Origin of the sequence: uncultured Campylobacter sp., from assembly GCF_938030785.1 — a bacterium.
Lineage (GTDB): Bacteria > Campylobacterota > Campylobacteria > Campylobacterales > Campylobacteraceae > Campylobacter_B.
Map to the genome: position 1 here is coordinate 1 of NZ_CALHIK010000139.1, position 26,374 is coordinate 26,374.

General features: G+C 44.2%; 25 protein-coding genes and 5 tRNA genes. 23 read left to right on the top strand and 7 right to left on the bottom strand.

The window, feature by feature from the left end; genetic code table 11:
- Nucleotides 1–282: 282 nt before the first annotated feature.
- The 5 genes from Q0438_RS07895 to Q0438_RS07915 all read left to right on the top strand — a co-directional run bounded on the left by Q0438_RS07895 (nt 283) and on the right by Q0438_RS07915 (nt 3,492).
- Nucleotides 283–1,236, top strand: a complete 954-nt coding sequence (locus Q0438_RS07895; protein ID WP_299189946.1) for a Dyp-type peroxidase — start codon at nt 283–285, stop codon at nt 1,234–1,236.
- A gap of 28 nt (nt 1,237–1,264) precedes the next feature.
- The gene (locus Q0438_RS07900) at nt 1,265–1,879 is read left to right on the top strand and encodes a hypothetical protein (RefSeq protein WP_299189947.1); all 615 of its coding nucleotides are present in this window, start codon (nt 1,265–1,267) and stop codon (nt 1,877–1,879) included.
- A 79-nt stretch (nt 1,880–1,958) separates the two neighbouring features.
- A complete protein-coding gene (locus tag Q0438_RS07905) occupies nt 1,959–2,204 on the top strand; it encodes a hypothetical protein (RefSeq protein ID WP_299189949.1) in 246 nt (81 codons plus the stop codon).
- A gap of 68 nt (nt 2,205–2,272) precedes the next feature.
- Nucleotides 2,273–2,563, top strand: coding sequence for a hypothetical protein (locus tag Q0438_RS07910; protein ID WP_299189950.1), 291 nt, complete (start codon nt 2,273–2,275; stop codon nt 2,561–2,563).
- Nucleotides 2,564–2,772: 209 nt separating this feature from the next.
- On the top strand, nt 2,773–3,492 hold the full coding sequence (locus tag Q0438_RS07915; protein WP_299189952.1) for a hypothetical protein: 720 nt from the start codon (nt 2,773–2,775) through the stop codon (nt 3,490–3,492).
- A gap of 291 nt (nt 3,493–3,783) precedes the next feature.
- Here Q0438_RS07915 and Q0438_RS07920 read toward each other — a convergent pair whose 3' ends face one another.
- From Q0438_RS07920 to Q0438_RS07950, 7 genes are all read right to left on the bottom strand, one after another.
- The gene (locus Q0438_RS07920) at nt 3,784–6,510 is read right to left on the bottom strand and encodes a TonB-dependent siderophore receptor (protein ID WP_299189954.1); all 2,727 of its coding nucleotides are present in this window, start codon (nt 6,508–6,510) and stop codon (nt 3,784–3,786) included.
- Between the two features lie 327 nt (nt 6,511–6,837).
- A complete protein-coding gene (locus Q0438_RS07925) occupies nt 6,838–9,579 on the bottom strand; it encodes an insulinase family protein (RefSeq protein ID WP_299189955.1) in 2,742 nt (913 codons plus the stop codon).
- A gap of 789 nt (nt 9,580–10,368) precedes the next feature.
- Nucleotides 10,369–10,456 (bottom strand) — tRNA-Ser (locus tag Q0438_RS07930).
- 58 nt (nt 10,457–10,514) lie between these two features.
- Nucleotides 10,515–10,670, bottom strand: coding sequence for a hypothetical protein (locus Q0438_RS07935; RefSeq protein ID WP_177387338.1), 156 nt, complete (start codon nt 10,668–10,670; stop codon nt 10,515–10,517).
- 20 nt (nt 10,671–10,690) lie between these two features.
- A tRNA-Cys gene (locus tag Q0438_RS07940) sits at nt 10,691–10,764 on the bottom strand.
- Nucleotides 10,765–10,780: 16 nt separating this feature from the next.
- Nucleotides 10,781–10,867: transfer RNA gene (locus tag Q0438_RS07945), tRNA-Leu, on the bottom strand.
- Nucleotides 10,868–10,895: 28 nt separating this feature from the next.
- A tRNA-Gly gene (locus Q0438_RS07950) sits at nt 10,896–10,970 on the bottom strand.
- Between the two features lie 135 nt (nt 10,971–11,105).
- On the opposite strand from Q0438_RS07950, the gene Q0438_RS07955 reads away from it, so the two are divergent.
- From Q0438_RS07955 to Q0438_RS08040, 18 genes are all read left to right on the top strand, one after another.
- Nucleotides 11,106–11,181 (top strand) — tRNA-Ala (locus Q0438_RS07955).
- A gap of 854 nt (nt 11,182–12,035) precedes the next feature.
- On the top strand, nt 12,036–13,595 hold the full coding sequence (locus Q0438_RS07960) for an ABC transporter substrate-binding protein (RefSeq protein ID WP_299189956.1): 1,560 nt from the start codon (nt 12,036–12,038) through the stop codon (nt 13,593–13,595).
- Nucleotides 13,596–14,534 (top strand): ABC transporter permease, encoded by a 939-nt coding sequence (locus Q0438_RS07965; protein ID WP_299189958.1) that lies wholly within the window; start codon nt 13,596–13,598, stop codon nt 14,532–14,534.
- Nucleotides 14,531–15,325, top strand: coding sequence for an ABC transporter permease (locus tag Q0438_RS07970; protein ID WP_299189959.1), 795 nt, complete (start codon nt 14,531–14,533; stop codon nt 15,323–15,325). Before Q0438_RS07965 ends, Q0438_RS07970 begins: the two co-directional genes overlap by 4 nt.
- Nucleotides 15,322–15,993: an ATP-binding cassette domain-containing protein gene (locus Q0438_RS07975; RefSeq protein WP_299189960.1), complete on the top strand. Its 672-nt coding sequence runs from the start codon at nt 15,322–15,324 to the stop codon at nt 15,991–15,993. The genes Q0438_RS07970 and Q0438_RS07975 overlap by 4 nt, the downstream gene beginning before the upstream one ends.
- On the top strand, nt 15,990–16,739 hold the full coding sequence (locus tag Q0438_RS07980) for an ATP-binding cassette domain-containing protein (protein ID WP_299189961.1): 750 nt from the start codon (nt 15,990–15,992) through the stop codon (nt 16,737–16,739). The genes Q0438_RS07975 and Q0438_RS07980 overlap by 4 nt, the downstream gene beginning before the upstream one ends.
- A gap of 264 nt (nt 16,740–17,003) precedes the next feature.
- Complete coding sequence (gene imm40 / locus Q0438_RS07985) at nt 17,004–17,399, top strand: Imm40 family immunity protein (protein WP_299189962.1); 396 nt, start codon at nt 17,004–17,006, stop codon at nt 17,397–17,399.
- Nucleotides 17,380–17,790, top strand: a complete 411-nt coding sequence (locus tag Q0438_RS07990) for a hypothetical protein (RefSeq protein WP_299189963.1) — start codon at nt 17,380–17,382, stop codon at nt 17,788–17,790. Before imm40 ends, Q0438_RS07990 begins: the two co-directional genes overlap by 20 nt.
- Nucleotides 17,791–17,794: 4 nt before the next feature.
- Entirely contained in the window at nt 17,795–18,805 is a 1,011-nt protein-coding gene (locus tag Q0438_RS07995) for a hypothetical protein (RefSeq protein ID WP_299189964.1), read from the top strand.
- Nucleotides 18,806–19,022: 217 nt separating this feature from the next.
- Nucleotides 19,023–19,406, top strand: coding sequence for a hypothetical protein (locus Q0438_RS08000; protein ID WP_299189966.1), 384 nt, complete (start codon nt 19,023–19,025; stop codon nt 19,404–19,406).
- A 199-nt stretch (nt 19,407–19,605) separates the two neighbouring features.
- The gene (locus Q0438_RS08005; RefSeq protein WP_299189968.1) at nt 19,606–19,965 is read left to right on the top strand and encodes a hypothetical protein; all 360 of its coding nucleotides are present in this window, start codon (nt 19,606–19,608) and stop codon (nt 19,963–19,965) included.
- Between the two features lie 80 nt (nt 19,966–20,045).
- Nucleotides 20,046–20,465, top strand: coding sequence for a hypothetical protein (locus Q0438_RS08010; protein WP_299189970.1), 420 nt, complete (start codon nt 20,046–20,048; stop codon nt 20,463–20,465).
- Nucleotides 20,466–20,530: 65 nt separating this feature from the next.
- Complete coding sequence (locus tag Q0438_RS08015) at nt 20,531–21,229, top strand: hemagglutinin repeat-containing protein (RefSeq protein ID WP_299189972.1); 699 nt, start codon at nt 20,531–20,533, stop codon at nt 21,227–21,229.
- Between the two features lie 9 nt (nt 21,230–21,238).
- A complete protein-coding gene (locus tag Q0438_RS08020; protein WP_299189974.1) occupies nt 21,239–21,640 on the top strand; it encodes a hypothetical protein in 402 nt (133 codons plus the stop codon).
- 289 nt (nt 21,641–21,929) lie between these two features.
- Nucleotides 21,930–23,111: a tryptophan synthase subunit beta gene (gene trpB / locus Q0438_RS08025; protein ID WP_299189975.1), complete on the top strand. Its 1,182-nt coding sequence runs from the start codon at nt 21,930–21,932 to the stop codon at nt 23,109–23,111.
- Nucleotides 23,104–23,850, top strand: a complete 747-nt coding sequence (gene trpA, locus Q0438_RS08030; RefSeq protein ID WP_299189977.1) for a tryptophan synthase subunit alpha — start codon at nt 23,104–23,106, stop codon at nt 23,848–23,850. Before trpB ends, trpA begins: the two co-directional genes overlap by 8 nt.
- A gap of 10 nt (nt 23,851–23,860) precedes the next feature.
- Entirely contained in the window at nt 23,861–25,012 is a 1,152-nt protein-coding gene (locus tag Q0438_RS08035) for a hypothetical protein (protein ID WP_299189979.1), read from the top strand.
- A gap of 263 nt (nt 25,013–25,275) precedes the next feature.
- Nucleotides 25,276–26,289 (top strand): endo alpha-1,4 polygalactosaminidase, encoded by a 1,014-nt coding sequence (locus Q0438_RS08040; protein ID WP_299189981.1) that lies wholly within the window; start codon nt 25,276–25,278, stop codon nt 26,287–26,289.
- Nucleotides 26,290–26,374: the final 85 nt, after the last annotated feature.

The window sequence follows — 26,374 nt, forward strand, 5'->3', positions numbered from 1 at the left end:
AACGCGTGTAAAGTGCAAGCTTTCGAGGGTTCAAATCCCTTCCCATCTGCCATTATCTTAAAATTTCATCCCCGAAAAATTTCAAAATTTCGCTTTCCCACTCGGCGTAAATTTTATAAATTTAAAGCCTAAATTTATCGCCGTCGCAAATTTAACGATCAAAGATAAAATTTCCTCTGCCGAAAATCAAACCCGAAAGCCGCCTAAATTCTATCTCTACGCCCGCCGTTTACCGATATTGCGCTAAAATTCCTTTTAAATTTTACTTTAAAGGAGAGAAAAATGAGTGAAGAAAAAAGTTGCGCCTGTGCGCATGTCAAATCCCAAAACGTAACCGACGCGCCCGGCAACAACACCGTGTTTATGATCTGGCACTTTAACGCAGACAAAACCGCCTGCAAAAAGGCTTTCGAGGGCCTTTGCGCTCTGGTGATAAATTTAAACAAAACCGCCGTTACGAGATTCGGCGCGGCTAGCGAAACAAGCTGCGTGCTAGGCGTGGGCTTTGAGGCGTGGAAAATGCTCGGCTTGCCGAAGCCTTTGCCGAAGGAGCTAAAAAATTTCGAAGAGATTAGGGGCGATAAACATACCGCGCCCGCTACCGGAGGTGATATCCATATCCACATCAGAGCGGGGAATCAAGCCGTTTGCTACGATATGGCAAGCGAGATCAGAGCCGTGCTAAAGGACGTTGCGACGTGCGAGGAGGAGATCTGCGGCTTTAAATACTACGACGGGCGCGCTATCATCGGCTTTGTGGACGGCACCGAAAACCCCCAGGGCGCAGATCGCGACTTTTTTGCCAAGGTAGGCGACGAGGATGCCGCATACAAGGGCGGCAGCTATCTTTTCGTGCAAAAATATATCCACGATATGAGCGCGTGGAACGCCGCGGGCATCGCCGAGCAGGAGCGCGTTATCGGCAGATCCAAGCAAAACGATATCGAAATGAGCGAGGAGATAAAGCCCAGCAACTCACACTCCGCCGCCGCCAACGTCGGCGACGATAAAAAGGTCGTGCGCGGCAATATGCCGTTTATGCAGGGCGGCGAGACGGGGACCTACTTCATCGCCTACGCAAGCACCTTCAGCACGCTAGAGCTAATGCTTGAGAGTATGTTTATCGGCCGCCCGCGAGGCAACTACGACCGCCTACTGGATTTCAGCACCGCAAAGACGGGCGCGCTCTTTTTCGCTCCGACCTTCGATATGCTCGAGGCTTATAGCGCGGAGTAAATTTGAGCTTTAAGCTTAGAAGTACGAAATGTTTTGCGATCTAAGCCCGTATCAAAGCAGGCGTTGTAAAGAGATCATAGAAAATAGAGCCGAAAACAGCGAAAATATCAGCGGCTTACTGGAGTTTATAAGTGCTAAATTTAAGGTTCGTCCTATCAGCGCGTTTTACGGCGCGGGCAAGAACTCGGCGTGGCTTAAGATCGTGCTTCGCTTCGATAAAGACGCCGCAAAAATCACCGATAAAAAGTGCATCGAGCGCTACCTCGCCCGCACGCCGCTTTACGCGAAGCTAAACGAGCTAAGGAATTTTTATATCTCGGTCGAGTCCTTCGAGTCGCAGATCCGCACCGATCTGATCCAAGGCGCCGTAGAGGAGCTGCTGCGAAACCGAAGCGAGCTTTTAGCGCCGCTTAAAATTTGGTATATCGCGGCGGTGTCCGACGCGCCCGTAGTTTTTTATTTCACGAGGCAGGACGCGGCGCGCCGCGAAGGGGGCGGAAAGATAGAACGGCTGATAAGAAATTTTATAGAGAAAGCGCAGGACGCCAAATATCTGAGCCACATGGAATTTAAGCTGTTTTTTGACAGCAAGGAGTCCGTGGATCTTGAGTACGGCGGAAATTTGTTCTATTATTTCAAATGAAATTTAGCTAAGGAGCGAAAATGGATGCGAAGCTTTACAGAAGGTAACGCAGATCTCGCGGGGGCTTGAAGAGAGCGGCGTGCAGAGCCTAAAAGCGGCACTTGAGGGCGAAGGCGACGAGGTTAGCAAGACGCGAGCTCGCGTGATCTTGGGCGAATACTACGTAATGAAGGGCGAACCCGCGCAGGCTAGAAAGTATTTAGAGCCCGTGGCGCAAGACGCCGAGCGACTGCGAGATCAATACGACGATCTGCTGGACGATGAAATTTGCAGAGCCGATATGCTTTTGGATATGATCGAGCGCTTCGGGTTTTTGGCGGAGTAAAACCGCTCGCGATATGCGGCGGCACAGTAAGCGTCGCGGCGGCGATAAAATTTTAAGATCGGAGCGAAATGTCGAAATACTCATTTGAAACCATAGAGCGGATGCTGTTAAAATGCGTCCTTGAGGGCGGCGAGCCCGAGCTTAGCTTTCGTCTGCGCGGCGCAGAGTATATGATCATCGCCTACGCCGATCGCTGCTCATTTCAAAGATGCGCGGATGAGGCGGGCGCAAATGCAAGCGGCGAGCGGTATTTCGCCACGCTGCGGGAACTCTACGCCGCGCCGCAAATAGACGGGCTCTCGTTAAAAGAGCTCTGGAGCGAAGCGGATGATTTTTACTGCTTTGATTTCGAGCTGTGAGATTGCAAGATTTTGTGCGGCGACACGGTAAGCGTACGCGGTACCGATACGCGGCGCGGACAAATTTTAACGAAATAAAATTTTGAAAGGATGCAAGCGCGCCTACTTGGGATAGCGTCGCTAAAGTGTGCGGCGCGAACGACAAATTTAGCGCTACAAAATACTCGAGCTGTTCGCGATAAAATTTTAAAACGAGAGCAAAAAATTTAATGAAAAATTTTAACGACGAGCCGCAGAGGTCACAGCAGCCTGAACAAAATGGCGCCGAGCGCCAAAACCTACCGCAATTTGACAATAAACCCCTCATCGTCAAAGACTACAACATCGTGGTATTCTTTATTTATAATCTGATCTTCGCCCCTTTGGCGGCACTGGTGTTTCTATATATAGGGGATATTTTCCCATACTATACGCCGTTTGTTTTCGTAGCATTCGCCGTCATATCGTATCTAAACAGCGTCCATACGCGCTTTGTTCATTTGACTAATAGGAGTATCAACTACGTAAACAAGGGTAAAATCACGAAATCTATAAAATTTGATGAAATATCGCTCATAAAGCTCACCGCCACGCCGCTATTCGGACATATCGTGCCCGCTAGAAATTCCGCAGGTATTGTGTTTTCGTTCATCGTGATAGCCGTCGCGTTTGCCGGATTTTTACAAAGCCTTAGGGGATTTATAATTTTTATTATGAGCCTGACGGCATTGGTTTTGCCGTTTTTCATCGCCAAACTGATTTTTTCAAAGATCACGGAGGGGAAATTTAGCTTTCGTGCGATCGATACTTTGATCATCTATGACGGCAAGGGCGAATTTATCAGTTTTATGATGAGCGGGAAGGACTTTGAAAGGGTTTGCCGCTACATGCTGAAAGAGCGGCAGATCAGCCCGTCAAAATTTCAAAAGCAGTTCGTGATATTTCAATGAAAGAGCCTATTAAGCGATATCGGCGTTAAAATTTAAAAAGCCGTTTCGGCTCCTTAAATTGGTTGCAACTTAAATTTGGGCGTAAATTTTATAATTTCGCGTGCATTAAAATTTTGCGGCACATATGTTAAATCATACGATGCGCACGCTAAAATTTTACAGCGCGCGATGCGGAATTTTAAGGAGCGCGGCGTGAAATTTGAAATTTCGCGAAATGCCGTAAATTTCAAAAAATTTCACGAAATTTTGCGGAGCCGCGAAATTTTAAAAGCTCCGCAAATTTAGCTTACGCTACCACCGAATGCCCGCTTCCAGCCAAAACTGCCTGCCCGCCTCATAGACTAGATCGAGCGAGGTGTCGCTGCTAAGCCTTGCTTTGTTGCGCTTATTTAGGACATTGTAGATGTCTAAATTCGTAAAAAATTCCACCTCGCCCGCCATCTTCTTAGCGTATCCGATGCGCGCATCCCAGCTGTAGCTTTTGCCGAGATTGACCTTTTCGTATTTGTCGTATCTGGCAGGATACTTGCCCGCAGGCGTCTTGCCCGTGCGGGCGATCGCTTCTTGCGAGCCTTTAAACGATAGGAAGTTATTTACGCTGATACCGTAGCTTGGGATTTTCGTGATGATGTTTAGGCTCGCCGTCCAAGGTCTCGCATAGTCCTGCGCCGGGAGCTCCGATAGCCTCATTAGCCTACCGTCGTATTCGACGATCTTTTCATCTTCAAGCGTTTCTCTATCAAGCTTCTCATCGTAGATAGTGTTATTGGTCTTCATCCTGATATGCTCAAAGCCCAGCTCGAAGCCGTTTAGCGTGCCGAAAGCCTCGTAATCATCGATCGTTTTAACGCCGAAGGTTAAAATTTTATTCTCGCTTCTGCCGTCGTTGGTGAAGGTTTGATAGTTGTTTTGGTAGTTCGGATCCGGTGCCAGGCCTAGATCTCTTCGCGTAGATTTGATGATCTGATCCCTGCCCTTGCGGCTTACGTATTTGCCGAAAAACTCGAAATTCCCAAGTTTTTGCTTTGCCCCGAATACCAGCTCATCCTCATAAGGCACCCTTAGCTCGTTAAATTTAGTTAGAGATGGATCTTTGGGCAACTGTGTCCAGTTTTGCGTATAGGCATTGCGTGGGCGCGTGTAGGTAGTGGCGAGACCCTCTCGACCCTCTCTTAATTTGTAGGTAAAGAGATTGCGCCCGTAGTAGCGGTTTGCACCGAAGCTAAGAATCGAATCGCCGTCGCCAAAAATATCGTAGTAGCTATTAAATCTCGGCGCTACAGTCGTTTGTTTCATATAATCGTCCCTACTTAATCTTACGCCCGGTCGCAAGGTAAGATCATTGATTTTTATCTCATCCTCCAGATAAACAGCCAAGCTCTTCATATCCACCTTGGTATTGCCCTTGTAATAGCTTTTTTGCGTAAAAAACTGACCGCTTCTACCGAACCTCGCAAAAGAATCGTCTATAGAGCAGAGCTCGTCATCCGGATCGCAAGCATTTACGCCCGCAGGTAGCGGTGCTATTCCGCTGGCGGTCATAAACTCCTTTTTTACGTTAAATTTAGCCTCTTGCTTTTTAAACTCAAAGCCCGTGATAAATCTATGCTTGCTGCCGCCAAGATCAAATTCGTTAAACTCTAGATCTGCGTTGTATGAAAAGCTCTTTTGCGTCTGATCGAGATCCCCAAAGCCGCCCTCTATCGCCGCAGCAGATAAAAATTTACCGCCCCAATTCTTTACGTTTGAGTATTGCCAAGCCCTGTAATATTCATTCTCCGCATCGCGAGAGCTCTCGAGCTTGCTGTAAGATAAAATTTGATTAAACCTAGCGAAATCGCCATCGTAGTCGGTTTTAAGCGCTAAATTTAAACCGCCTGATTTCATATCGGCGTATGAGTCTTTGATGTGGTCGTTAAACATCTTATTTCGCTCGGGCGCGTAGGTTACGCTAGGCGTGATAGTTAGGCGGTCGGTCGCATACCAGAGCGCCTTTAGGAAGTAGTTGTCTATATTTCGCCTCTGAACTCGCTCGGTGATGGTCGTATCGGCGTTGTATCTTCTGTCGTAGGCCTTGAGCGGAATTTTACTTCTAGTGTTGGTGTAGCCGAACATCAAGCCCAGATCCTCGGTAACGGTGCCCTCTAAATTTAATCTCGTGATCCACTTATCGAATCTCGGCTGATTTAGAGGCGTAGCGGAGTTTTCAAAGTTTTGCTCATCGCCGTAGATATGGTATCTAGTCCAGCTATCCTCGGTGTGCTGCATCGAAAACTTGCCGTGAAAGCCTGCGCGCGGATCTCGCGTCTTAGCCTCCACTACGCCGCCGGTAAATCCGCCGTATTTTGCCGAGACGCCGCTATCGTGCACCTCTACGCTTCGTAAAAAATCGCTATCGATCGCCATACCTTGCGAGACGGAATTCATCGTATCAAACGCCGAAAAGCGCGTAGGGTTGCCGCCGGGGTTTCTAGCGGGATCGAGATCGTTATTCATATTCACGCCGTCAAGCATAAAGTTGTTTTGCCAATACTTCGCGCCGTTGATGCTTATGTTTGCGGGGCTGATCTCGCCCAGCGTCGTGCTTTGGCGGTTCGTGGAACTAAATTGCACGTTTGGATTGGTGCGCAAAAGCTGCACGAAGTCGCCGTTGCCGCTAGGCATCGACTCGATCATCGTCCTGCTTATCTTTTGCGTACCGCCGTAGCTATCGCCGACGCTCGTAAGGCTCGAGTCGATGTTGCCGACGACGACTATTTCGGGAAATTTATAACTATTTATCGCCGCAGCGGAGCTCTGCGCGCCTGGGTTTTCTTTGGTAGAAGCGCTTCTGGTTGCGTTATTTTCAGACGAATCCTGCGCGATACTTAGACTGCAAAGGCACGCCGCGACTATTAAGGAGCGTGCAAGCCCCCCCCCGCAGCGATTTTGAGTGGATTTCTCGCCTTTTACGGAAGCGGAATAATTGCGGCCTGCGCCGCTTTTATATGGCTTACAGGCCCAAAAACCGACAATCATCTTTTCTCCTTTTTTGAAAATAAAAATTAAGACTGAGGAAATTTAGCCAATAATATTTTAAATTTCAATTAAAGTGATAACAATTATACGACTTATGCAATCAATAGAAAAAATGTAACAAAATAGCGATATATCGGCGAGATAAATCTATTCCAAAATAAAATTTATCTAAAATATATGCACGGCACAGATAGATTTAATTGAGCTTTATTCTTGAGTTCGTTTTTAAGCCGCAAAATTTACGAAGCCGAAATTTGCCGTGCAAGCGCCGTTAAATTTAAACACGTCTAGTAAATTTAACGAGCAAATTTAGATGCGCCTAGCCTACTAAAATTTCGGCGCATTTATCCTCACGGTTTCATCGGTATCAAAAATATAGGTCTGCGCTGCCTCCGCGATATCCTTCGGCGAGATGGAATTTACGATCGTTTCAAAGGTCTTAAAATCGGCGATATCCTCATTCCAAAGCGCGTATTTTACGAGCACGTCGTTCCAAAACTCGGGGCTTTCGCGAGCGGTGCGAGCCGTGATAATCTGAGATTTTTTAAAATTTTCAAGATGCCGCGCTACGTCCGATCGGCCGCCTGCGATCTCTGCAAAAATTTCTCTGATTGCGGATAAAATTTGATCCGTATTTTGCGGCGCGCAGGAAAACGAAATATGAAGGCTCGAGTGCTCGTACGGGATGCGGCTTAGGCTCGAAGCGACCGAAAAACCGTAAGTGCGCCCTTCATCCTCTCTGATGCGCTCTCTAAGGGCCTCCTGAAGTACCGAAGATAGGGCTGAAATTTTAATTGCGTTTTCAAGCGAGTGCGGAGCGGATCTGTTTATCGCGGTAAGCGCGACGTCGCTTCTAGGGGAGTTTTGATAGTTGCGCATAAAAACGTGCCGTCCGCTTAAGCTGCGAATTCCGTCGTCTTTAAAATCCTCGCGTTCGCCACGAGCAGGCAGGTTTGCCAGATACTTTTTTATGAGGGCTTCGGCGTCTTTTAACTCAAAATCGCCGCTAAGCACGAAAGTGTAGGACGCGGCGTTGCTAAATTTATCATAGACGATCTTTTTTAGCTCCTCCGCGTTAAGCGCTTTGATCTGCGCGGCGCTTAGAGGGCGCATTCGCGCATTGCCGCCGTAGAAAAACTCGCTAAATTCCCTGCTAAATTTATACCCGGGCAGCTTCTCGTTCCGCGCAAGCTCGTCGAGCGATTTTATCTTTAAATTTTGCAGCGCCTTCTCGTCCGTGCGCGGAGAGCTAAGCTCCAAGTTTATCGCTTCCAGCAGCCATTTGAGATCCTGCGAGCCGCAGTTTCCGTAAAATCCGTGCGAGAATGCGGAGATATTTTTGCGGTAATTTACCTGCCGCCCGCTTAAAATTTGCGAAATTTCATAATTATTAAACTCCCCGGCGCCGCTTTCGTTTGCAAGCATCGCTGCAAAACTGCCGAGCCCGGGGTGCGCCAGATTGGACATTCCGCCTCTGCTTACCGCAGCGAAAGAGATGAAATCCTTGCGCGTCTTAAGCGGCTTTAAGATCACGGTCGCGTTATTTTCAAGCAGGTAGGTATAAAATTTAAATCGCGGCTCAAAGCTTTTGCTTAAAATTTTCCCCTCAGGCAGGTTTTTAGAAACCAAACTATCCGGTAGCTTTTTATACGCGGCATGCGTATTTATCGCCTTAGCACCGCTTTGCAGCTTTTTAAATTTAGCCTCATTAAGATTATATCCGGAGCCGCTAAAGACGCTTGCGTGCACCTCGCCCAGATCCGTCAAGCGCCTAAATTCTAAATTTAGCTCCTCTAGGCTGATCTCGCGCAACAGCTTTATTTCCAAATCACGCTGTTTTGCGGCGCTAGGCAGGATGGCTCCTGATTTTACGGCGTGAAGAATCTCTCTTGCAAAAAACGCAGAATTTGCGCTTTTTCTGCGCTCGAAGGCGCTCTGTCGCGAGCTAATCAAAGCATCCTTTGCAAGGGCGAAATCGCGCTCATCAAAGCCGCTATCTCGCAAGCCTTTGATCAGCCCGAGCGCCTGCGAGATCGCGCCGTCAAAATCTCCGCCCAAAACGGCGACGTCGAAGTTATAGATCGTTTTTTGAAACTGCAAATTCGACCTGGAAAAATTAACGCGCAATAGCGCGCCTTCGCTAGCCTTCGCTCGCTCATAAATCGTAGAGATGAGGCTTGAGATGAGCTCGCTTTTTAAAATTTTTCTTGCATTCGCCTCGCTGCTTGGGGGCGCAAATTCCTCCCAAAACGAAATTTTGACGGAATTTAGCGATGTTTCGTTCGTATCGTAATTGTAAATTTTCAAACCCTGCCTAGACGAAATGGCCATATCCGGGCGGGCGTAGGAGTTTGTATTTTTAAGAGGCGAAAAATTTTGCTTTAGCAGTTTTAAAATTTTATCCCTTTTGAAATCGCCCACGGCTATAAATTTCATAGATCTGGGCTGGTAAATTTTTTGATAAAGCTCCTTGATTCGCTGCGCGCTTACGGATTTTACGACCGCCATATCGCCGATCGGCGCGCGATCAAAATACGCGCTGCCGCCGTAAAGCTCCTCATCCATCCGCTCGTAAAGCCTTGCGATCGGCGTATCGCGACTACGCGCCTCCTCGATTATGACGCCTCTTTCTTTTACGAGCTCGAGCGGATTAAACTCCACTCCGTCCGCAATCGAAGCAAAAATTTTAAAAACGTCCTTTAAATTTTCTTCGCTAACGGCGATGTTAAGCGTGTAAATCGTGCTGTCGTAGCCCGTCTGCGCATTTACGTCGGCGCCGAATTTCACGCCCAGGCTCTGTAGCTTTTTGATAAGCTCGTTTTTACTAAAATCGCGGCTTCCGTTAAAGGACATATGCTCTATGAAATGCGCAAGCCCGCGCTCATTAGAGCCCTCATCGATTGAGCCCGCATCCACGATGAGATAAAAAACGGCGGAATTTTTAGGCACGGAATTTTCTAAAATATAGTATCTAAGCCCGTTTGGCAGCGATCCTCGCAGGACGGCTTCGTTCCACTCAAGCGCAAAAGCCCCTGCACAAAGCAGCAAAAATAGTAAAATTTTTCGCATTTAAGCCCTTTATTTTCTAGTAAAATTCGCTCGCAGCCTTTCGGCAGGCTCTTCTCTTTCGGCTTATCAATCTGCCCGCCTACGCCATTTTTTTGGGTTTGCTCGCTTAGACCCGTTAGCTCGCGATATCTCTTAGGTACGCCCACTTTTAACCCGCCTGCTCGCTGCGTAGTTCTGCTCTGTTTCGCGAGCGCATCGGTTCTAGGCTTGCACTACGCGGCTTCCCTCGTTCATTTTATCGCTCAGAGGTACGCAGGCGCATTTGATCTTTATCTGCGCGGCGGCACGGTAGTACGGCGGCGCGCTCGCGCAAGATAAATTTTGAAATTTACTTGGACTCCGGCTAAATTTAAAAGCGCAGGCCGGTAAATTTTAAAATTTTACGCCGAGCGCGGCGGACTACTAGGCTTTGAAATTCCATAGTTAAATTCCGAGGCTAGCTTTCACGACCGCTTTTATATCCAGACGGACGAGCATCTAAATTTAGCATCGCCTTTGCTCTTACTGCGCGCTGTTTTAGCACGGATTGATCAAAAAACTTCCGATGTTTCATCCAAAATACAGCTACAATGCACTCGAGTTTAACACGAACCGACTAAAAGCTCCTCGGCATATTTTGACTCCTACCGCCGTATAACATTTTGGCACTCCATCTTGGTGCGCGCACGAGCTGCCGCCTACGCCGCCTGCTACGAAATAAAATTTTAGCCTAAAGAGCATTAAATGAAAATTAGTATAGATAAAATGTGAAATTTTGAAGTTAAAATGGAATTTCGGATTAGATTAAAATGGCCGGGAGATAGGGATTCGAACCCCAGGAGGCTTTCACCTCAACGGTTTTCAAGACCGCCGCTTTCGACCGCTCAGCCATCTCCCGATTAAGGGCGGGTAGACCCCGCCGAAAGTTCGCGCAGATCAAAACCTGCGCGTAAAATTTATTCGGTTTTTTCTCCGACCCACTCGGCGCCGTTGTGAACCTTTTCTTTGGTCCATTGAGCCGCATTGTGCGAATCCTCTTTTACGCCGTGCCAAGTATTAGAGCACCCGCTAAAAACCATCAATGCCAAAAGAGCCGCTAGTATGTATCTCATAATAACTCCTTTTTAGGATCTGGAGGCGACACCCGGATTCGAACCGGGGATCAAAGCTTTGCAGGCTCATGCCTTACCACTTGGCTATGTCGCCACGCCGGCTTATTAGGTGGTGCCCGGAGCCGGACTTGAACCGGCACGGAAAAAATTCCGAGGGATTTTAAGTCCCTTGCGTCTACCGATTCCGCCATCCGGGCACGTTTAATACAAAAACAGAATGTAAAATGGAGCGGGAAACGAGAGTCGAACTCGCGACATCAACCATGGCAAGGTTGCGCTCTACCACTGAGCTATTCCCGCGCAAAGAAATGAAATATTACCCAATGCAAGCTTAAAATTTCATTTTATAGCGGCCTTTGCGGAGAAAATTTTGGCGTAGCGCCGGAATTTAAAAATTTTGTAAGTAAAATAATGTAAAATTACAAAATCTTTATTGGGGTTATAGCTCAGCTGGGAGAGCGCTTGAATGGCATTCAAGAGGTCGGCGGTTCGATCCCGCTTAACTCCACCATTTAAGCTATTTTTAGGTTTCAATCACTTCTTTTAGATTCTTTTTACTTCACTTTAAATGCCGATATTTAGGGCTTTTAGTAATTTTTGATTTTTTTTGTTTCTTTTTGTGTTATACTTATTTTCGAATAATTCAGTTAGTTATTGGTTTAGTTAAAACCTATTAGGTAAGTTTCACGTAAAGGTCGATAAAATGGCAAATGTAGCAAAACAAACCCTATAAGACAAAGATATACGAAATCTTGAAATAAAATCAAAGCAATACATAAAAGCCGTCAGCAATCCAAAAGGGCAATATTTATCCCTTGATGATTTTACGGATATTGCAAATATCGAAGCTGAAATTATTAAGCTAATAAGTGATGATTTAAACGATTATGCGCTTTATGAGCAGTTTGAAAATTCAGAAATTACAAAAAGAGAGGTTTCGACAGCCGGATATTATTGCCATTTCGAGTGTAAAAAAATATTAGAAAAAAGCAAAAACAACGGTTTTGTCGGCAATGTAAATTTAATGCTTTCTGATGAAAACATTGGAGGAGCAATGGTTCTTTTGGAAAATGGAATTTTAAAAATGTTAGAATGCTACTTTTGGGAAGAGAATAATTTTTTTGAGAACACGGTAAATAATAACTAAAAACAAAGTCCCTGAAAATCCGTCAAATAAAGCAAACTATGCTCAATCTGTAAAATCATAGTTTTTGTGCTTGCGCTCTCTTTGAGCAAAACTACTTTGAAAGTTTTAACTTATCTCAAATCAAAATAAATTGATTTCATTCTTTGTGCTTTTGCTTTTATAATAATACTTTTATAATTTTTGTATTACAATACCACAAATTTTTTCAAGGAACGATGATGAAGAATTTTTTTAAAATTTTAATCTTGGGTTTGCTTTTTTTAAGCACCGCTTTTGGAGCTAAAATCCCGCAAGATACGATTATCGTGGGGATCGAGGCCGAGACCCCGCGCATAAACCCGCTTTATGACGAGGATCACGATCCGACGCTTTCGCTTGTGTTTTCCGGTCTTACGAACCACGATGAAAACTCAAATTTAGTCCCGGAGCTTGCGACCTCGTGGAAGGTTAGCGAGGACGGCAAAGTTTATGAATTCGTGCTTAGAGAGGATGTTTTGTGGCATGATGGGGTAAAATTTGGCCCGGAAGATGTTAAATTTACGATCGAGGCGGCAAAAGACGGGAAGCTAAACGCTCCTGCAATATCAAACTATGAGATGGTAAAAAGCGTTGAAGTAACGAGCCCAAATAGCGTAAAGATCACGCTAAGCGAGCCGTTTCCTCCGTTTTTGGATACGCTTAGTTTCGGTATGCTGCCGAAGCATATCTTAGAGGGCAAAGACATCAACAGCGACGAGTTTAACAACAAGCCGGTAGGAACTGGGGCCTATAAGGTTACCGAGTGGAAAAAGGGAGAGTATATAAAATTCGTCGCCAACGATAAATTTTATAAAGGCGCTCCGAAAACCAAAAATATCTTCCTAAAAGTCCTAGCCGATGCGAATATCAGACTGCTTCAGCTAAAAAGCGGCGAAATCGATGCTGCACTAATCGATCCAAGCGGCGTAAAATCGGTAGAAAAAAGCAAAACTCTCAAAGTTCTTCGTTTTGCGAGCGCCGATTACAGGGCGTTGATGTTTAATATGAACGACGAGCTTTTCAAAGATAAAAATATAAGAAAAGCGATAAATTACGCCGTAGATAAGTTAAGCTTCGTCAATGTTTTGCTTCACGGATACGGTTTTGAGGCGCACAACCCGATCCAAACGAGCTGGGCAAACAGCGACGATAAAGAGCTTATGTTCGCATACGATCCGAAAAAGGCGGATGAGCTTTTAAAGCAGAGCGGCTGGAGTAAAAACAAAAAAGGCTTTTATGAAAAAGGCGGCAAAACCCTCGGTTTTGAAATTTTAGCTTTTAACACCGATCCGTTTAGAGTATCGCTAGCAAAGGCTCTTAGTAGCGAGCTGGTAAAATTTGGAATCGACGCCAAAGCATACGGCAAGCCTAAAACCGCTTTTGAAATTTCTAAAGTGCAAAGTTTTGTGATCGGCTGGGGCAGCCCTTTTGACCCTGATTTTCATACGTATAGAATTTTTGGAGGCTTTGCCGACGTAGATAAAAATGAAAATGGCTGGAACTACAGCCATTATAGCGACGAAGCCGTCGATAAGGCTCTAAAAAGCGCAAGAAGCACTCAAAATATGGACGAGAGAAAGAAATTCTACAAAGAATTTCTAAAAGCGATCCACGATAATCCTCCTTTTGTTTTTATGGCTTATCTTGATTTTCCGCTTGTTTATAACAACGAAATTTCGGGCATAAAAACAAGAAATTTGGGGCATCACGGCGCCGGATTTTTGTGGAATATACACGAATGGCAAAAGCAAGTTAAATAGTTGAAAAATTTAATCTTTAAAAGAGTCGCGTCGAGTTTGGCGCTGCTCTTTTTTCTATCTTTGATCGTTTTTTTGCTGATTTTTATCCTGCCCGGAAGCGTTACGGACGCTATGTTTGCGCGCCCGGAGGCGGTGAGTGAGAGCGTAAAAAGACAGATCGAGATAAATTTGGGCCTGGATAAAAATGTATTTTTACAATACTTCTCGTGGATCTTTGCATTTTTGCAGGGAGATTTCGGGCTATCTTTGATAAGCGGCGAAAGCATTTCCGAGATTATCGCAAAAAGGCTTCCCAATACTATCGCCCTGTCGCTTGCATCGTTTTTTTTCATAAGTCTGTTTTCGCTTATCCTGGGCTTTATTTGCGCTATTTATAAGAATAAATTTATAGATATTTTTATAAATGTCACAACTTTTCTGCTTGCCTGTTTGCCGCATTTTTGGGTTGGGCTTGCTTTTATTCTTGTTTTTAGCCTGATTTTAGGACTTTTTCCCAGCTCGGGAGTAAATGAGATCAGCCAAAGCGGGATTTCGCTCAAACACCTATTTTTGCCGCTTTTAAGCGTAGTTTTGCCACATCTTGGGCTTAATATTAAATTTATCAAGGACACCTTTTTAGAAAGCCTAAGCAAGGATTTTATCCAAGCGTCTTACGCAAGAGGGCTTGAAAAAAGCAGAATTTATCTTCTTGCCTTTCAGGACGCGCTGCCCGTTATAGTGCAGTATCTTGGAACTCTAATGGGAGGTATTTTTGCAGGATCCTACGTAGTCGAGAGCGTATTTTCATACCCGGGCATCGGCGAGCTTGCGATAAGCTCGGTCGTTTCAAAAGACTATCCAGTGGTTATTAGCGTGGTGCTGCTTAGCGCCGTTTTTGTTATATTGTCAAATTTAGTAGCGCAGATCATCGCGATCATGCTCGATAAGAGGAATTTATGAAAATTTATAAATTTTTCTTAGCGGTTTTTGTATTTTTTGTTATTTTGGCGGTTTTTGCTCCGTTTTTTGCGCCGTTTGATCCAAATTTTAGCGATTTTCAAAACGTAAATTTAGCCCCGAACCAAACTCATATTTTCGGAACGGATTTTATGGGCAGAGACCTTCTAAGTCGCGTATTTTATGCTCTTAGAACATCGCTTATCGTAGGGGTTGGAGCAAGTTTCATAACCACCCTCATAGCCTCTTTTTACGCCTACATCGCAACGCTTAATTCAAATTTTATAAAAGAGCTTTTCGACAGGCTGATAGATGCGTTTTTGTCCCTGCCCAGCATTATATTTATTATGATTTTTTCATCGATTTCCGGCGGCAGGCTACTTACGATTATCCTTATAATCGGGCTTTGCTCATGGATGCAAAGCGCAAAGGTTATTTTGGGCGCTCTTAAAACGATGCTTAAAAGCGATTTTATAGCTCAAGCTAAAATAAACGGAGCGACGCATTTTAAACTTATATTTTTTGAAGCGCTTCCAAATTTAAAGGCTCTGCTTTTTACCCTTTTCGGTATCAACGCCGCGCACGCAATCGCCATGGAAGCGACGCTTAGCTTTTTCGGAGTAGGAAGCGACCTGTCCGCGATCAGTCTCGGGCTTATGCTCAACGAAAGCACGCAAGCGCTATTTATGGGCTCTTGGTGGGTCGTGCTTTTCCCGGGAGTTGTGCTATTTTTACTCATACTCTCTTTTGCGATTTTAAGCACGAGTTCAAACGGCAAGGGTATAAAAATATGATCGAGATAGAAAATTTAAATCTAAATTTTAAAAATAGGCCGATTTTATCAAATCTTGATTTCACCCTCGCTCAAAACGAATGCGTCGCGATCACCGGAAATAGCGGCTGCGGAAAGTCGATGTTTGCAAAGGCGATGATAAGGCTTTTTGATGACGATTTTAGCCTTAGTGCCGATAAATTTAAAATTTGCGGCAGAGATATTTTGGCTCTTAATCAAGACGAGCTTAGAGAGCATAGGCGAAATGTCTGCGCTCTGATCTTTCAAAACAGCCACGGCTCCTTTCATCCCATGCTAAACGTGGGCGATCATTTCAATCTCTATCTTAAAAAAACTATGGAAATAGGCCTTATTAAAAAAACGGCTTTTGAATATTTTGCAAAATTCGGCTTTGACGACGCGAACACGCTTTGGCATAAATTTTCTTATGAGCTAAGCGGCGGGGAGGCGAGCAGAGTTCAGATAGTTTTGGCGCTTTGCCTGAAGCCTAAAATTTTAATATGCGATGAGATAACAAGCTCGCTCGATACTCTGAATAAAAGAAATATTATAAATATGCTAAATTCTCTCAAGCGCGAGATCGGCATTATATTTATCACGCATGAGCTCGGGCTTATTTCGCATCTGACGAGTAGAATTTTAAACCTTAAAAACGGAAAATTTCAATGATATTAGAGGTTAAAAACATATCGAAAAATTTTGAATTTAGAGAGCATTTCGGGCATAAGCAGATCTGCTTGGAGGTGCTAAACGGCATTGGCTTTAATCTCGAAAGCGGCGAGAATTTATCCATTTTAGGAACAAGCGGAAGCGGCAAAAGCACTCTGGCTAAAATTTTAGCTCTAGTTATAAAACAGAGCGGAGGCGAGATATTTTTTGAGGGCAAAAATCTATCAAATTTAAACCAAAACGAGGTTTTACGATGCAGAAGCCGGATCCGCCTCGTGATGCAAAATCAAAAACTATGTCTAAATCCGGCTCTTAAAATCAAAACTCAGATTAAAAACATAAAGAATTATCTTAAACTAAATTTTGACGATGAGCTTGTGAACTCGCTTTTAAAAACGCTAAATTTGCCCGCGGAAATTCTAGCTAAGCTCCCGCATCAAATCAGCGGCGGCGAGGCCGAGCGAGCGGGAATGCTAACAGCTATGCTCTCAAACCCAAAACTCCTAATCCTCGATGAGATAACGAGCGGGCTTGATTTTGAGGCGAAAGAGAGGCTTTTAGATATGCTTTTGACGCTTAATAAAAGCATAAATATCATATTTATAACTCACGATCTGATGAGCGCAAGAAGAGTTGCGGACAAGGTTTTGCTGCTCGAAAAAGGAAAGCAAATTTTCTTCGGCGACTTTGAAAACATTAAGGAGTGTCCTAAATTTCTGGAGCTTTCAGAGGCTTTGGGTTATTAAGCGCTGTGCGCAATGTTCGTGCGCAAAGAGCGGGCGCCTTACTCCCGATACGCCGCAAATTTTAATGCATTGCGGCAAGAAATTCTAAAAGCGATCCTTTTTACTCTCTTTTAACTCCTACGCGCGGGCACCCGCCTTGGATTTTGATTATTTTCCTTCCTTTTATATTCGTTTTGATATAATTTTTCCGAAAAATAGGTCTCAAACGGCACCAAAACCGTTAGTCACAGATTTTTAGACCCAACGTGAAATAAAGGAGAGATTATGTTAGTTGAAGAAGGTATTATGTCATTTATAGATGAAGATTACGTAAATATCGTGCCGCAGGATCTGCTGGAGCGCGGTATACGCCTAAGAGAGGAGCTCGGATTTTATGATATCGCTTGGAGATTCGACGATGTAATGGAGGTGCTTAAAATCGCAAAAAGCAAAGATATGGTTATCGTCGGAGGAGAGGTATATCGCCTAAGCGGTAATAAGCCCATTATCACATACGATAGCTGGAGCATTAAAGAGGGAGATGACGGTGACGATGCATTCGAACTAGCGGTTCGATACATCACTAATTATCGCGCCAGAAACGGAGATGACTTTGCATACTGCCCGACTATTTGTCCATATACCATCCTACAGGAGCCAAATGAACAAACAGAAAAATGATCAATTTTTTATAAACAAGAGTTTACCGCCTAACGTAGAAAGATGGCTTAACATAATGCTTCGATATAAATTTAAAGGCAGAGATGAGTTAATATCTCATCTCAGACTTATAAAGATCGATAGCGTAATAAAGGAAGTAGGTTATATGCTAATAAAATTTAAAGAGCCTAAAGGTACGGAAAAGCTATCGTTAGAAAATTTCCCGATGAACACTACAGTAATAGATATTATGGTATTCACAAAAGGAGAATATGAAACCAACTTCTTACTCTACAATAACGATTATGTAAGTAGGCTAGAGATTTATAATGTTGCAAGCGAAGCATATCTTGAATTAGAAAATTTTGAGAATATTCAATTTTATAATTTTGATGAAAATAAATATGAATAAGTGCTTGAAATTAATAGTAGCCCTATTTTGTGTCAATATAATAGCTGCGAGCTTATTAAAAGCAAATAACCTCGTAAGCTACAAGGGCTCAAAGCTTTCAAGCATAAACGCTAACTACTCCAGATCCAAATCAAGCACTATGGTAAAACAGACCGTGCTATCTAGCATAATCGCTAAAGAGTTAAATATAGATGTAGGAGCTAATACCGATCTAAAAGGTTCACTAATAGCTGCAGGCTACTATGATGAGAGCGGAAATTTCATAGATAACGGCAAGCTTAGATTAAAAACAGATACCCTAACTTTTTCAAATTTAAGCAACACCAGATACGACAAATCAAATTCTTTAAGCATAGGAACCAATTATGCTTTTAAGGATCCGCAACAGGGAGGAGAAAGCAAAGAGAACGGTAGCCAAGCTAAGAATAGCCAAAACGCTCAATCTAAAGAGAGCAATACTGATCCTAAGTCTAAAATTTCATCGATTAACTACTCTAATAATAGAAACCTATCCTACTCTATAAGTAAAAGCTTAGCTACTATAGGAAAAGGAGAGCTTATAGTAGGAGATAAAGATATAAGCTCTTTAAGTAAAGATGAGCTTGCTTCTTTACAATCTGATCCCAACAATAAGGCTCTATATAACTCAGACGATCTTACGAGATTAAACAGAGACAGTTCCAAGCTAAATAAAGAGCTATACTCTACTAAGCTAAGCTCTAACGTTGATGCAAGCGTAGATATGAGGTTGTTTAGCGAAGGGGGAAGGAATAAGATAAAGGATGAGCTTAATAGGGGGAGTGCGATAGACGAAGCGATAAATTTAATAGCCACTACCGAGAATGCAAAAGTCTCTAAAATATTTGACTATATCGGAGGCTTTGCTAGCGGATACGATAAAGACAGTATGTCGCTTGCGGCAAATCTTGACGTACTAAACGATCCTAGCGCCGATATATTTAAAAAGCAACGAGCCGCACAGGATATAGCAAATCAAATGGGGGGTAAAGGTTAAATTTGCTAATTTAAATAGAGGAAGCGGAGGAAAATTTAACTCCGACGATCCGAATTCCATATATATCAATACGAAGCACATTAGCAATGCGAAAGAATTTATGACATCTTTGAGACACGAGCTTATTCATCGCAGCGATAATAAACGAGGTACTTTCATACCTAAAGATCCCGCGCAAAATCAATTCGCTACCAACTATGCCCTAGGCATGCTAAGTATGTCGGAAAAGGTTTTAAGATTAAACGGTAGAAGCCTTAACGACTATTCGCCCAAAGTAAATCCTAACGACAAAGCCGTCGTAGCCGATACCAGATACTTTTACTCACTGGATCAGAGGAAGAGTGATGATGTTATAAATTATATGCTTCGGGATGAAGATGGTTCATGGGTATCTATTGCGCAGGCACAAGGAGAATTAGTAGAATTTGTTAGTCGCGGAAGAACTTTATTTATAATAGCACATGGTGGAGCAGTTACTAGCGATGGATCAAAAAATATTATTGGAAGCCGTAGTACCGTTATTAGTAAAACAGCCGATGAAGTATATGGAGATATTATCAATGATAAAACTTGGCAATCCGGAAATGTAGAAGAGATTTAACTAGGTGTATGTTATTCTGCAAGACCTATTACATCTTCAGGTAAATCTTTTGCTGAGGAGTTGCACGATGTTATTAAAACCAATACGGGCAAATCCGTCAAAGTTAAAGGGTTTAGGGGATCGTATTACTATCATCCGTACGGTAACGGTCCAGAGAATAGAGATGATACTGTAGTTATAGGAGATAAGGAGAAGTGAAATGAAAAGAATACAAAAGCAAAATATTACTAAATTGAGACGATGTCTCTATGTGATAGTATTGGGCTCAATTCCAATACTATTAATAAGATGGTATATCTTATATCAGCAGAATTTGCCTTGCTCAATCGAGAATATTCATAGTATGAAATTAGAAAAATTTATAATATGCATAGACCATGCATCAAGCTACTCAAAAATGCACATAAGAAATGCATTAAGACGCTTCCCGCACATATCGGATGAGCTACAAACATTAGATGATAATCAAACAAAAATACTTAATGAAGGATTGAGAATACTCAATGATGATGATATGGAGAAAACTATAAGGGGCATGATGATTAATTCAAAGAAATAATAGTATGTATCTTTAAAGTATAAACGCGACGGGCGAATTATATAAGCCCAATAAACTATATAAATTTATGAGGAGCATAAATGACTACTATGTATGTTGCTTTTTATGCATCGTCGGATAAATATAACTTTGATTTTTCGGACTTGATCCTAGACAAGAAGACCAATGAATATAAAATTAGTTATATAAAAAAATATAAAATCGGCGATATAGATGAAAGGCGCGGTAAGGTTAGAAATAGTTGTAGATGGCTATGTTATACCGCCAAGAAAGAGCACGTATACACGGACGATGCGTTAAAAGATCTGTATGAAATTTTAAAAGCAAACTTTGGCGATATTAAAAAGAGGATATCGGCATTAAATTTAAACGTTAACATCGATATAATGATAGACGCGGCGGAGAAGGACGATGTATATTCTATCGACTTTAGTAAAGAAATGCTAAAAATGTGTGCCGAACTAAATGCTGATGTATGCGTAGATGGGATATATTATTAATTTGTATAGGAATAAAGATGGCGTGGAAAATGAATTTTTAATAGGCGATTGAAAGAGCAGAAGCGATGAAATTTACAAGACAGCTTTCTTTCTTTCCCCTTGTTCTTTTAACCGCCGCCCTCATCTCCCAAGGATCTGCCGCATCCTCTAGCTGGGTTACCTGGGGCTTTAGCGTCGGAGCCTCCGCAGAGCTTAGTGGAACCACTTCCAAAGATAGTTCCAAATCAAGTAGATCCGTAGCCTCTAATCTTAGCGGCAAGAATATTAAAATTTTAACTGATAGCAATAAAGATACCGCTATAAATATCAAAGGCTCAAATTTATATGCCAGTAACGATATATACCTAAACACCCATAATCTATTTATGGAAGCTTCGCAAGATAGCTATGAAGCTAAGCAAAGTTCTAAAACCGTAAGCGGAAGAGTATCCGCTACCATGTATGGAGGCGGAGGAGGAAGCGCAGGGCTTGATTACTCTAAAAGCAATATGAAAGAGGAAAGCCTTAGCCACAATAACGCTAAAGTTTATGCAGGACATAATATATATGCCTTAGCTAGTAACGATGCTTTAATAAAAGGGGCTAACCTTAGAGCGGATAACGCTTTAGCTTTAAAGGTAGGACATGATCTAAGCCTTCATAGCTTAAGAGATAGCTATAATTACGATAGCAAATCAAGCTCTATAGGGGCAGGTATAGGCATAAGCGGCAGTAAAACACAAAGATTAAGGTTTTTATCCACAAAATATGAAAATTCTAAATAAGGCAATAAGATGAAATTTTTAAAACGATACAAAAATATTATCCTATTACCATTTTTGCTGATTATTTCGTTTTTTGTTTTTCGTATGATTTATATGGAAATAATTAGTGAGTGCGCCCCAATAGGGCTTTTTTCAAAAAATTCTCTAAGTAATAGTGATTATGTTGAGTTAAAAGCAAAATGTATAAAAAAAGCTTTGGAAAATAACGATAACCACCTTATTATGCAGTATTTTAAAAGAGAAACGAGCGAGTGCCTCAAAATTATTGATGAACCATCAAAAATCCCACATAATTTGATTAGAGTTAATAGCTTTGAAGAATGGAAAAAATTAAGGATTGCAGATACTGACAATATAATTTGCCCTATCGGTAATCCTAAAAAGAGCGATATTAGCAATGAAAGCAAATAAATTTACAAATTTATTTTTCGCTATAGTGTTTGTATTTTCCATAATATGCCAAGCAAATTCAAAAATAACAGGTGTAAATTATTCAAATTTACGAAGCCAAGGCTACTCATCAAGCAAAATATTAGCCGCAATTTAAAGTGTAAATTTTAAAATTTACTATCTTGCGCCGCGTGTTTTTTGCGGCCATATATCCGATAAATTTAGAACAGCGCCGCAAAAGGCGCCGTCAAAAAAGCGAAATTTAACGCGAAATTTTATATAATCCTACGATTTAATGCGAGGAGATAGGATGAATAAAAAGGCGTATTTCGGGAGTTTCGGCGGGCAATTCGTGCCCGAAACAGCGATGTTTGCGCTCGAGGAGCTGGAGGATGCGTACAACACCATAGCGCAGACGAAGGAATTTAAAGACGAGCTGGGTTACTTGCTGCGCGAATACGCGGGGCGTCCGACGCCGCTATATCACGCCGCGCGCCTTAGCGAGCACTACGGGCATGAAATTTATCTAAAGCGCGAGGATCTCAACCATACGGGCGCTCATAAAATCAACAATGCCCTTGCGCAGGCACTACTCGCTAAAAAGATGGGCAAAAAAAAGATCATCGCAGAAACCGGCGCAGGTCAGCACGGCGTGGCGACGGCGACGGCAGCGGCGCTATTTGGGCTTGAGTGCGACGTGTATATGGGCGAGACCGATGCCGCGCGCCAGCAGCTCAACGCCTTTAGGATGCAGCTTTTGGGCGCAAATTTAATCAAAATCGGCACCGGTTTAAAAACGCTCAAAGAGGCGACCACCGCGGCGATTCAGGCGTGGGTGAACGAGATTGAGAGCGTATTTTACGTCATCGGCTCGGCGGTCGGGCCGCATCCGTATCCGAAGATGGTTAGGGATTTTCAAAGCGTCATCGGCGCCGAGACCAGATCGCAACTTGCGAGCAAGGGGATTAAAGCCGATTACGTCCTAGCCTGCGTGGGCGGCGGAAGCAATGCGATAGGAATTTTTAGCGCGTTCGTGGATGATCCGTCCGTGCAACTCATCGGCGTCGAAGCGGGCGGCTTGGGCGCACAAACCCCTTATCACGCGGCGACTATCACTAATGGGCGCGCGGGCATCATCCATGGTATGAAAACGATCGTACTGCAGGATAAATTCGGCATGATCGAGCCTGTTCACAGCATCTCGGCGGGGCTTGATTATCCCGGCGTAGGTCCGGAGCACGCGCATCTGCACGAGATAAGTCGCGCAAAATACGAAGCGGTAACCGACGATGAGTGCATCACGGTGCTTAAACTGCTCTGCAGGCTCGAAGGCATCATCCCTGCGATCGAAAGCGCGCACGCGTTAGCGTATTTAGAAAAGCTCTGTCCGCAGCTAAAGGGCAAAAAAACGATCGTCGTAAACGTAAGCGGCAGGGGCGATAAGGATATGGATACCGTGATGAATTACAAAAAAGGAACGATTTATGGATAAGATCAAAGCGGCCTTTGCGGGCAAAAAGGCGAACATCGGCTACATCGTGGCGGGATATCCGAGCCCAGCGCATACGAAGGAGTTTTTGTCAAATTTAGACGAAAGCGCGATCGATCTGCTTGAGATCGGCATCCCGTATTCCGACCCGCTCGCAGACGGCCCGGAAATTTTTAAGGCGAGCTTTTCCGCGGTGCAAAACGGCGTAAACGCGGAGAAGGTATTTGAAATTTTAAAAGAGGTGCAGACGCGCAAGCCGCTCGTGTTTTTGGTCTATTACAACGTGATCTTTGCCTACGGCGCGCGCGAGTTTGTAGCGCAGGCGGCGCGCTACGGCATCAGCGGGCTAATAATCCCCGATCTGCCGTATGAAGAAAACGAAGAAATTTTCGCGCTTTGCGAGGAGTTCGGTATCGCGCTCATCCCGCTTATTAGCGTTACGAGCGAGCACCGCGCCGCGCGAGTTTTGGGCCGCGCACGAGGCTTCATCTACGGCGTGGGCGCTATCGGCGTGACCGGAAGCAAGCAAACTCCGATCTCGCGCCTTAAAAATATGGTCGCAGATCTTAAAAAAATGAGCGATCTGCCCGTAGCGATCGGCTTTGGTATCCGCAACTCTAGCGATGTTCGCGCTACTAAAGAATACGCAGACGGCGCTATCATCGGCACTGCGATCGTAAATTTATGCGCGAACTACGGTGGGCACGAGCTGCAAGACAAGATCGCCGAACTTTTTAATTAACGGAAAGAGTATGAAAAAGATATTTTTGATTTTAATCGCAAATTTTTGCCTCGGCGCCAATCTGATGCAATATGATCTTTTCAACCACGACGATAGCGTGGATATCGTCTTGGCGTTTGACTCCGCATACAAGCCCGACATCGTGCGCAGCGTCGATGGGCAGTCGATGAGCCTTATTTTAAAGGGGCTCGGCGGCGATGAGAAATTTAACGAAATGCGCACCAATCAAAAGGTGCTCAAAAGTTTTACGATCGCGCCCAAGGGCAAGGATATCGAGATCAACTTCCCAACGGGAGCCAATCTTTTGGTTGACGCTCTTACCCAAGACGGAAATTTAAAACTCGTTTTGCGCGTAAAAAACCCCGCTTTCGATCAGAGTAGAATGAGCGTCAAAAGCGAGGGGGGCGAGGCGGCGAGCAGCAAAAGCAGCAGCCTGGGCTGGATCATGCCGCTGCTTGTCGCGATCCTTTTCATCGTCGCGGCGGTCGTTTTCGTGCGCAAGGTCCTAGCGCGCAAATCGCATAAAAGTATCGATGAGACGTGGAGGGTTTTCGACGACGACGCAGAGCAGGCCTCGGAACCTAGCGGAGCGGAGAACTCTAAAAATTCTAACGACATAGATCTTTGGGACGAGGAAAATGGCGCTAAATTTGCAGGCGAGAGCTCCAAGAGCGCCTATGATGATTTTTACGACGAAATTTCACAAACCGAGATCAAAGAGGAAAGCTCTAAATTTAAAAGCGAGCCTTCGGATAGGAGCTCTGATGAAATTTCTCAGGATAGCTTTGACGTCAAAGACGAGGATCTAAATTTTAAGGAGCCAAGCTCCGAGCGCGAGACTTTGAGCGATGAGAGCGGCGCTTTCGGCGATGAAATTTCGCGCGATACGGATCAAAATGGCGCCGCCGATACGAGCGTCAAAAAAGCCGAAATGCAGGGATTTTCAAGCGAGCTAAAGGAGAAATTGGGCGCTAAAGAGGCGGGAACTTTGACGTTTAAAAAGGTTTTACAAGATGAAATTTTAGGCGCGCCTGCCCTGCCGTCTAGCGACGTCGAGGTGGATTTCGTCGGCAGCATCGATGAGGAAAACACCGCCGTGGTGCTAAGTTTCGGCGGCAAAAAACATCTCGTCGTACTTAAAGATTCAAATGTCATCGAATGAAGCCGCGCTACGAGCGCCTGCCGAGTGCTTTAAAGCGGGCGGCTTGATCGTCGTTTGAGGGCGACGCTATCGCTCAATCGCTCATGCAAGAAGCGAACCGCTCGGAAGAGGATTGTCGAAGATGCGAGACATTGCCGATGCGAGCACGGTTTAAAGCGGCTTATTTTCAGCGCGAGCTTTTGGGGTTTGTTTTTGTGATACGAGCTTTGTCGCTTCGCAAAAGGATATGAAATTAACCGCTAAATTTTAAAAACAGAGGAGCTATGCGTAAAATTTTATCCGCACTGGCCGCGATTTTCGTCTTATGCCTTTGTGCCGCGGCGATTGAAAATAGCACGAATGAAAAACGTGCAGGCGAAGCAAAATCCGCGATAGACTACCGCGAGGAGATGCGCCGCTTCGTCATCGCTATCTCGCAATACGGCAAGAAATTTGATAAAAATTTCATCGTCATCCCGCAAAACGGGCTTGAGCTCATTACCGAGGACGGCTCAGCTAGCGGCGAGCTGCAGCAGGGCTACCTACGCGAGGTCTCGGCCGTGGGCGCCGAGTCGCTCTTTTACGGATACTCAGATGACGATGAGCCCACTTCCGCCGACGTAAGCGAATATGCGCTTAGACTCTGCCGCCTCTACGCGCAAAACGGCGTGCGGGTGCTAGTTACAGACTATTGTTCCGCCGCGAGCGATGTAGACGCCTCGTATCGGCGCAGCAAAGAAAACGACTTTCTTTCTTTTGCTGCGGATAAACGAGCTCTGACCGCCGTTCCGAAGTATCCAAACATTCCGCACAACGCAAACGGCAAAGATATAAACACGGTTGCAGACGCCGAAAACTTTTTGTATCTGATCAATAGCGAAAAATTTTCTACAAAACGGCAGTTCATCGATGCGCTCAAAAATACGGATTACGATATCATAATAATGGATCTGTTTCACTTCGAAAAAGCCTACACTGCGTCCGAAATACGGGAGCTCAAAACAAAACGCAACGGCGGAAAGCGGCTTGTGATCTGCTATATGAGCATAGGGGAGGCGGAGGATTACCGGTATTATTGGAATGGCGGCTGGAAAACGGGGAAGCCCGCCTGGCTTGCAGAGGAAAATCCGCACTGGAAAGGAAATTACGTCGTTAAATACTGGGATGCGGATTGGCAAAAAATAATTACGGGCAACGACGGCTCGTATCAAAAAAAGATCTTGGACGCGGGCTTTGACGGCGTTTATCTTGACATAATCGATGCGTTTGAGTATTTCGAGAACCAGTCGGATAGGTAATTAAAATTTTACTCGTGCCGCTTATAACTAAAGGCGGTAATTTTTAAAATTCTTTTAAAATTTTTCATATCCAAATTTTACCTCG

Coding starts and splice junctions, on each gene's coding strand:
- Q0438_RS08005 (WP_299189968.1), top strand. CDS start 19,606: ATGAAAAGAATACAAAAGCAAAATATTACTAAATTGAGACGATGTCTC.
- Q0438_RS08040 (WP_299189981.1), top strand. CDS start 25,276: ATGCGTAAAATTTTATCCGCACTGGCCGCGATTTTCGTCTTATGCCTT.
- trpB (WP_299189975.1), top strand. CDS start 21,930: ATGAATAAAAAGGCGTATTTCGGGAGTTTCGGCGGGCAATTCGTGCCC.
- trpA (WP_299189977.1), top strand. CDS start 23,104: ATGGATAAGATCAAAGCGGCCTTTGCGGGCAAAAAGGCGAACATCGGC.
- Q0438_RS07960 (WP_299189956.1), top strand. CDS start 12,036: ATGAAGAATTTTTTTAAAATTTTAATCTTGGGTTTGCTTTTTTTAAGC.
- Q0438_RS08015 (WP_299189972.1), top strand. CDS start 20,531: ATGAAATTTACAAGACAGCTTTCTTTCTTTCCCCTTGTTCTTTTAACC.
- Q0438_RS08020 (WP_299189974.1), top strand. CDS start 21,239: ATGAAATTTTTAAAACGATACAAAAATATTATCCTATTACCATTTTTG.
- Q0438_RS07970 (WP_299189959.1), top strand. CDS start 14,531: ATGAAAATTTATAAATTTTTCTTAGCGGTTTTTGTATTTTTTGTTATT.
- Q0438_RS07925 (WP_299189955.1), bottom strand. CDS start 9,579: ATGCGAAAAATTTTACTATTTTTGCTGCTTTGTGCAGGGGCTTTTGCG.
- Q0438_RS07935 (WP_177387338.1), bottom strand. CDS start 10,670: ATGAGATACATACTAGCGGCTCTTTTGGCATTGATGGTTTTTAGCGGG.
- Q0438_RS07980 (WP_299189961.1), top strand. CDS start 15,990: ATGATATTAGAGGTTAAAAACATATCGAAAAATTTTGAATTTAGAGAG.
- Q0438_RS08035 (WP_299189979.1), top strand. CDS start 23,861: ATGAAAAAGATATTTTTGATTTTAATCGCAAATTTTTGCCTCGGCGCC.
- Q0438_RS08010 (WP_299189970.1), top strand. CDS start 20,046: ATGACTACTATGTATGTTGCTTTTTATGCATCGTCGGATAAATATAAC.
- imm40 (WP_299189962.1), top strand. CDS start 17,004: ATGTTAGTTGAAGAAGGTATTATGTCATTTATAGATGAAGATTACGTA.
- Q0438_RS07915 (WP_299189952.1), top strand. CDS start 2,773: ATGAAAAATTTTAACGACGAGCCGCAGAGGTCACAGCAGCCTGAACAA.
- Q0438_RS07910 (WP_299189950.1), top strand. CDS start 2,273: ATGTCGAAATACTCATTTGAAACCATAGAGCGGATGCTGTTAAAATGC.
- Q0438_RS07920 (WP_299189954.1), bottom strand. CDS start 6,510: ATGATTGTCGGTTTTTGGGCCTGTAAGCCATATAAAAGCGGCGCAGGC.
- Q0438_RS07975 (WP_299189960.1), top strand. CDS start 15,322: ATGATCGAGATAGAAAATTTAAATCTAAATTTTAAAAATAGGCCGATT.
- Q0438_RS07990 (WP_299189963.1), top strand. CDS start 17,380: ATGAACAAACAGAAAAATGATCAATTTTTTATAAACAAGAGTTTACCG.
- Q0438_RS08000 (WP_299189966.1), top strand. CDS start 19,023: ATGTCGGAAAAGGTTTTAAGATTAAACGGTAGAAGCCTTAACGACTAT.
- Q0438_RS07895 (WP_299189946.1), top strand. CDS start 283: ATGAGTGAAGAAAAAAGTTGCGCCTGTGCGCATGTCAAATCCCAAAAC.
- Q0438_RS07900 (WP_299189947.1), top strand. CDS start 1,265: ATGTTTTGCGATCTAAGCCCGTATCAAAGCAGGCGTTGTAAAGAGATC.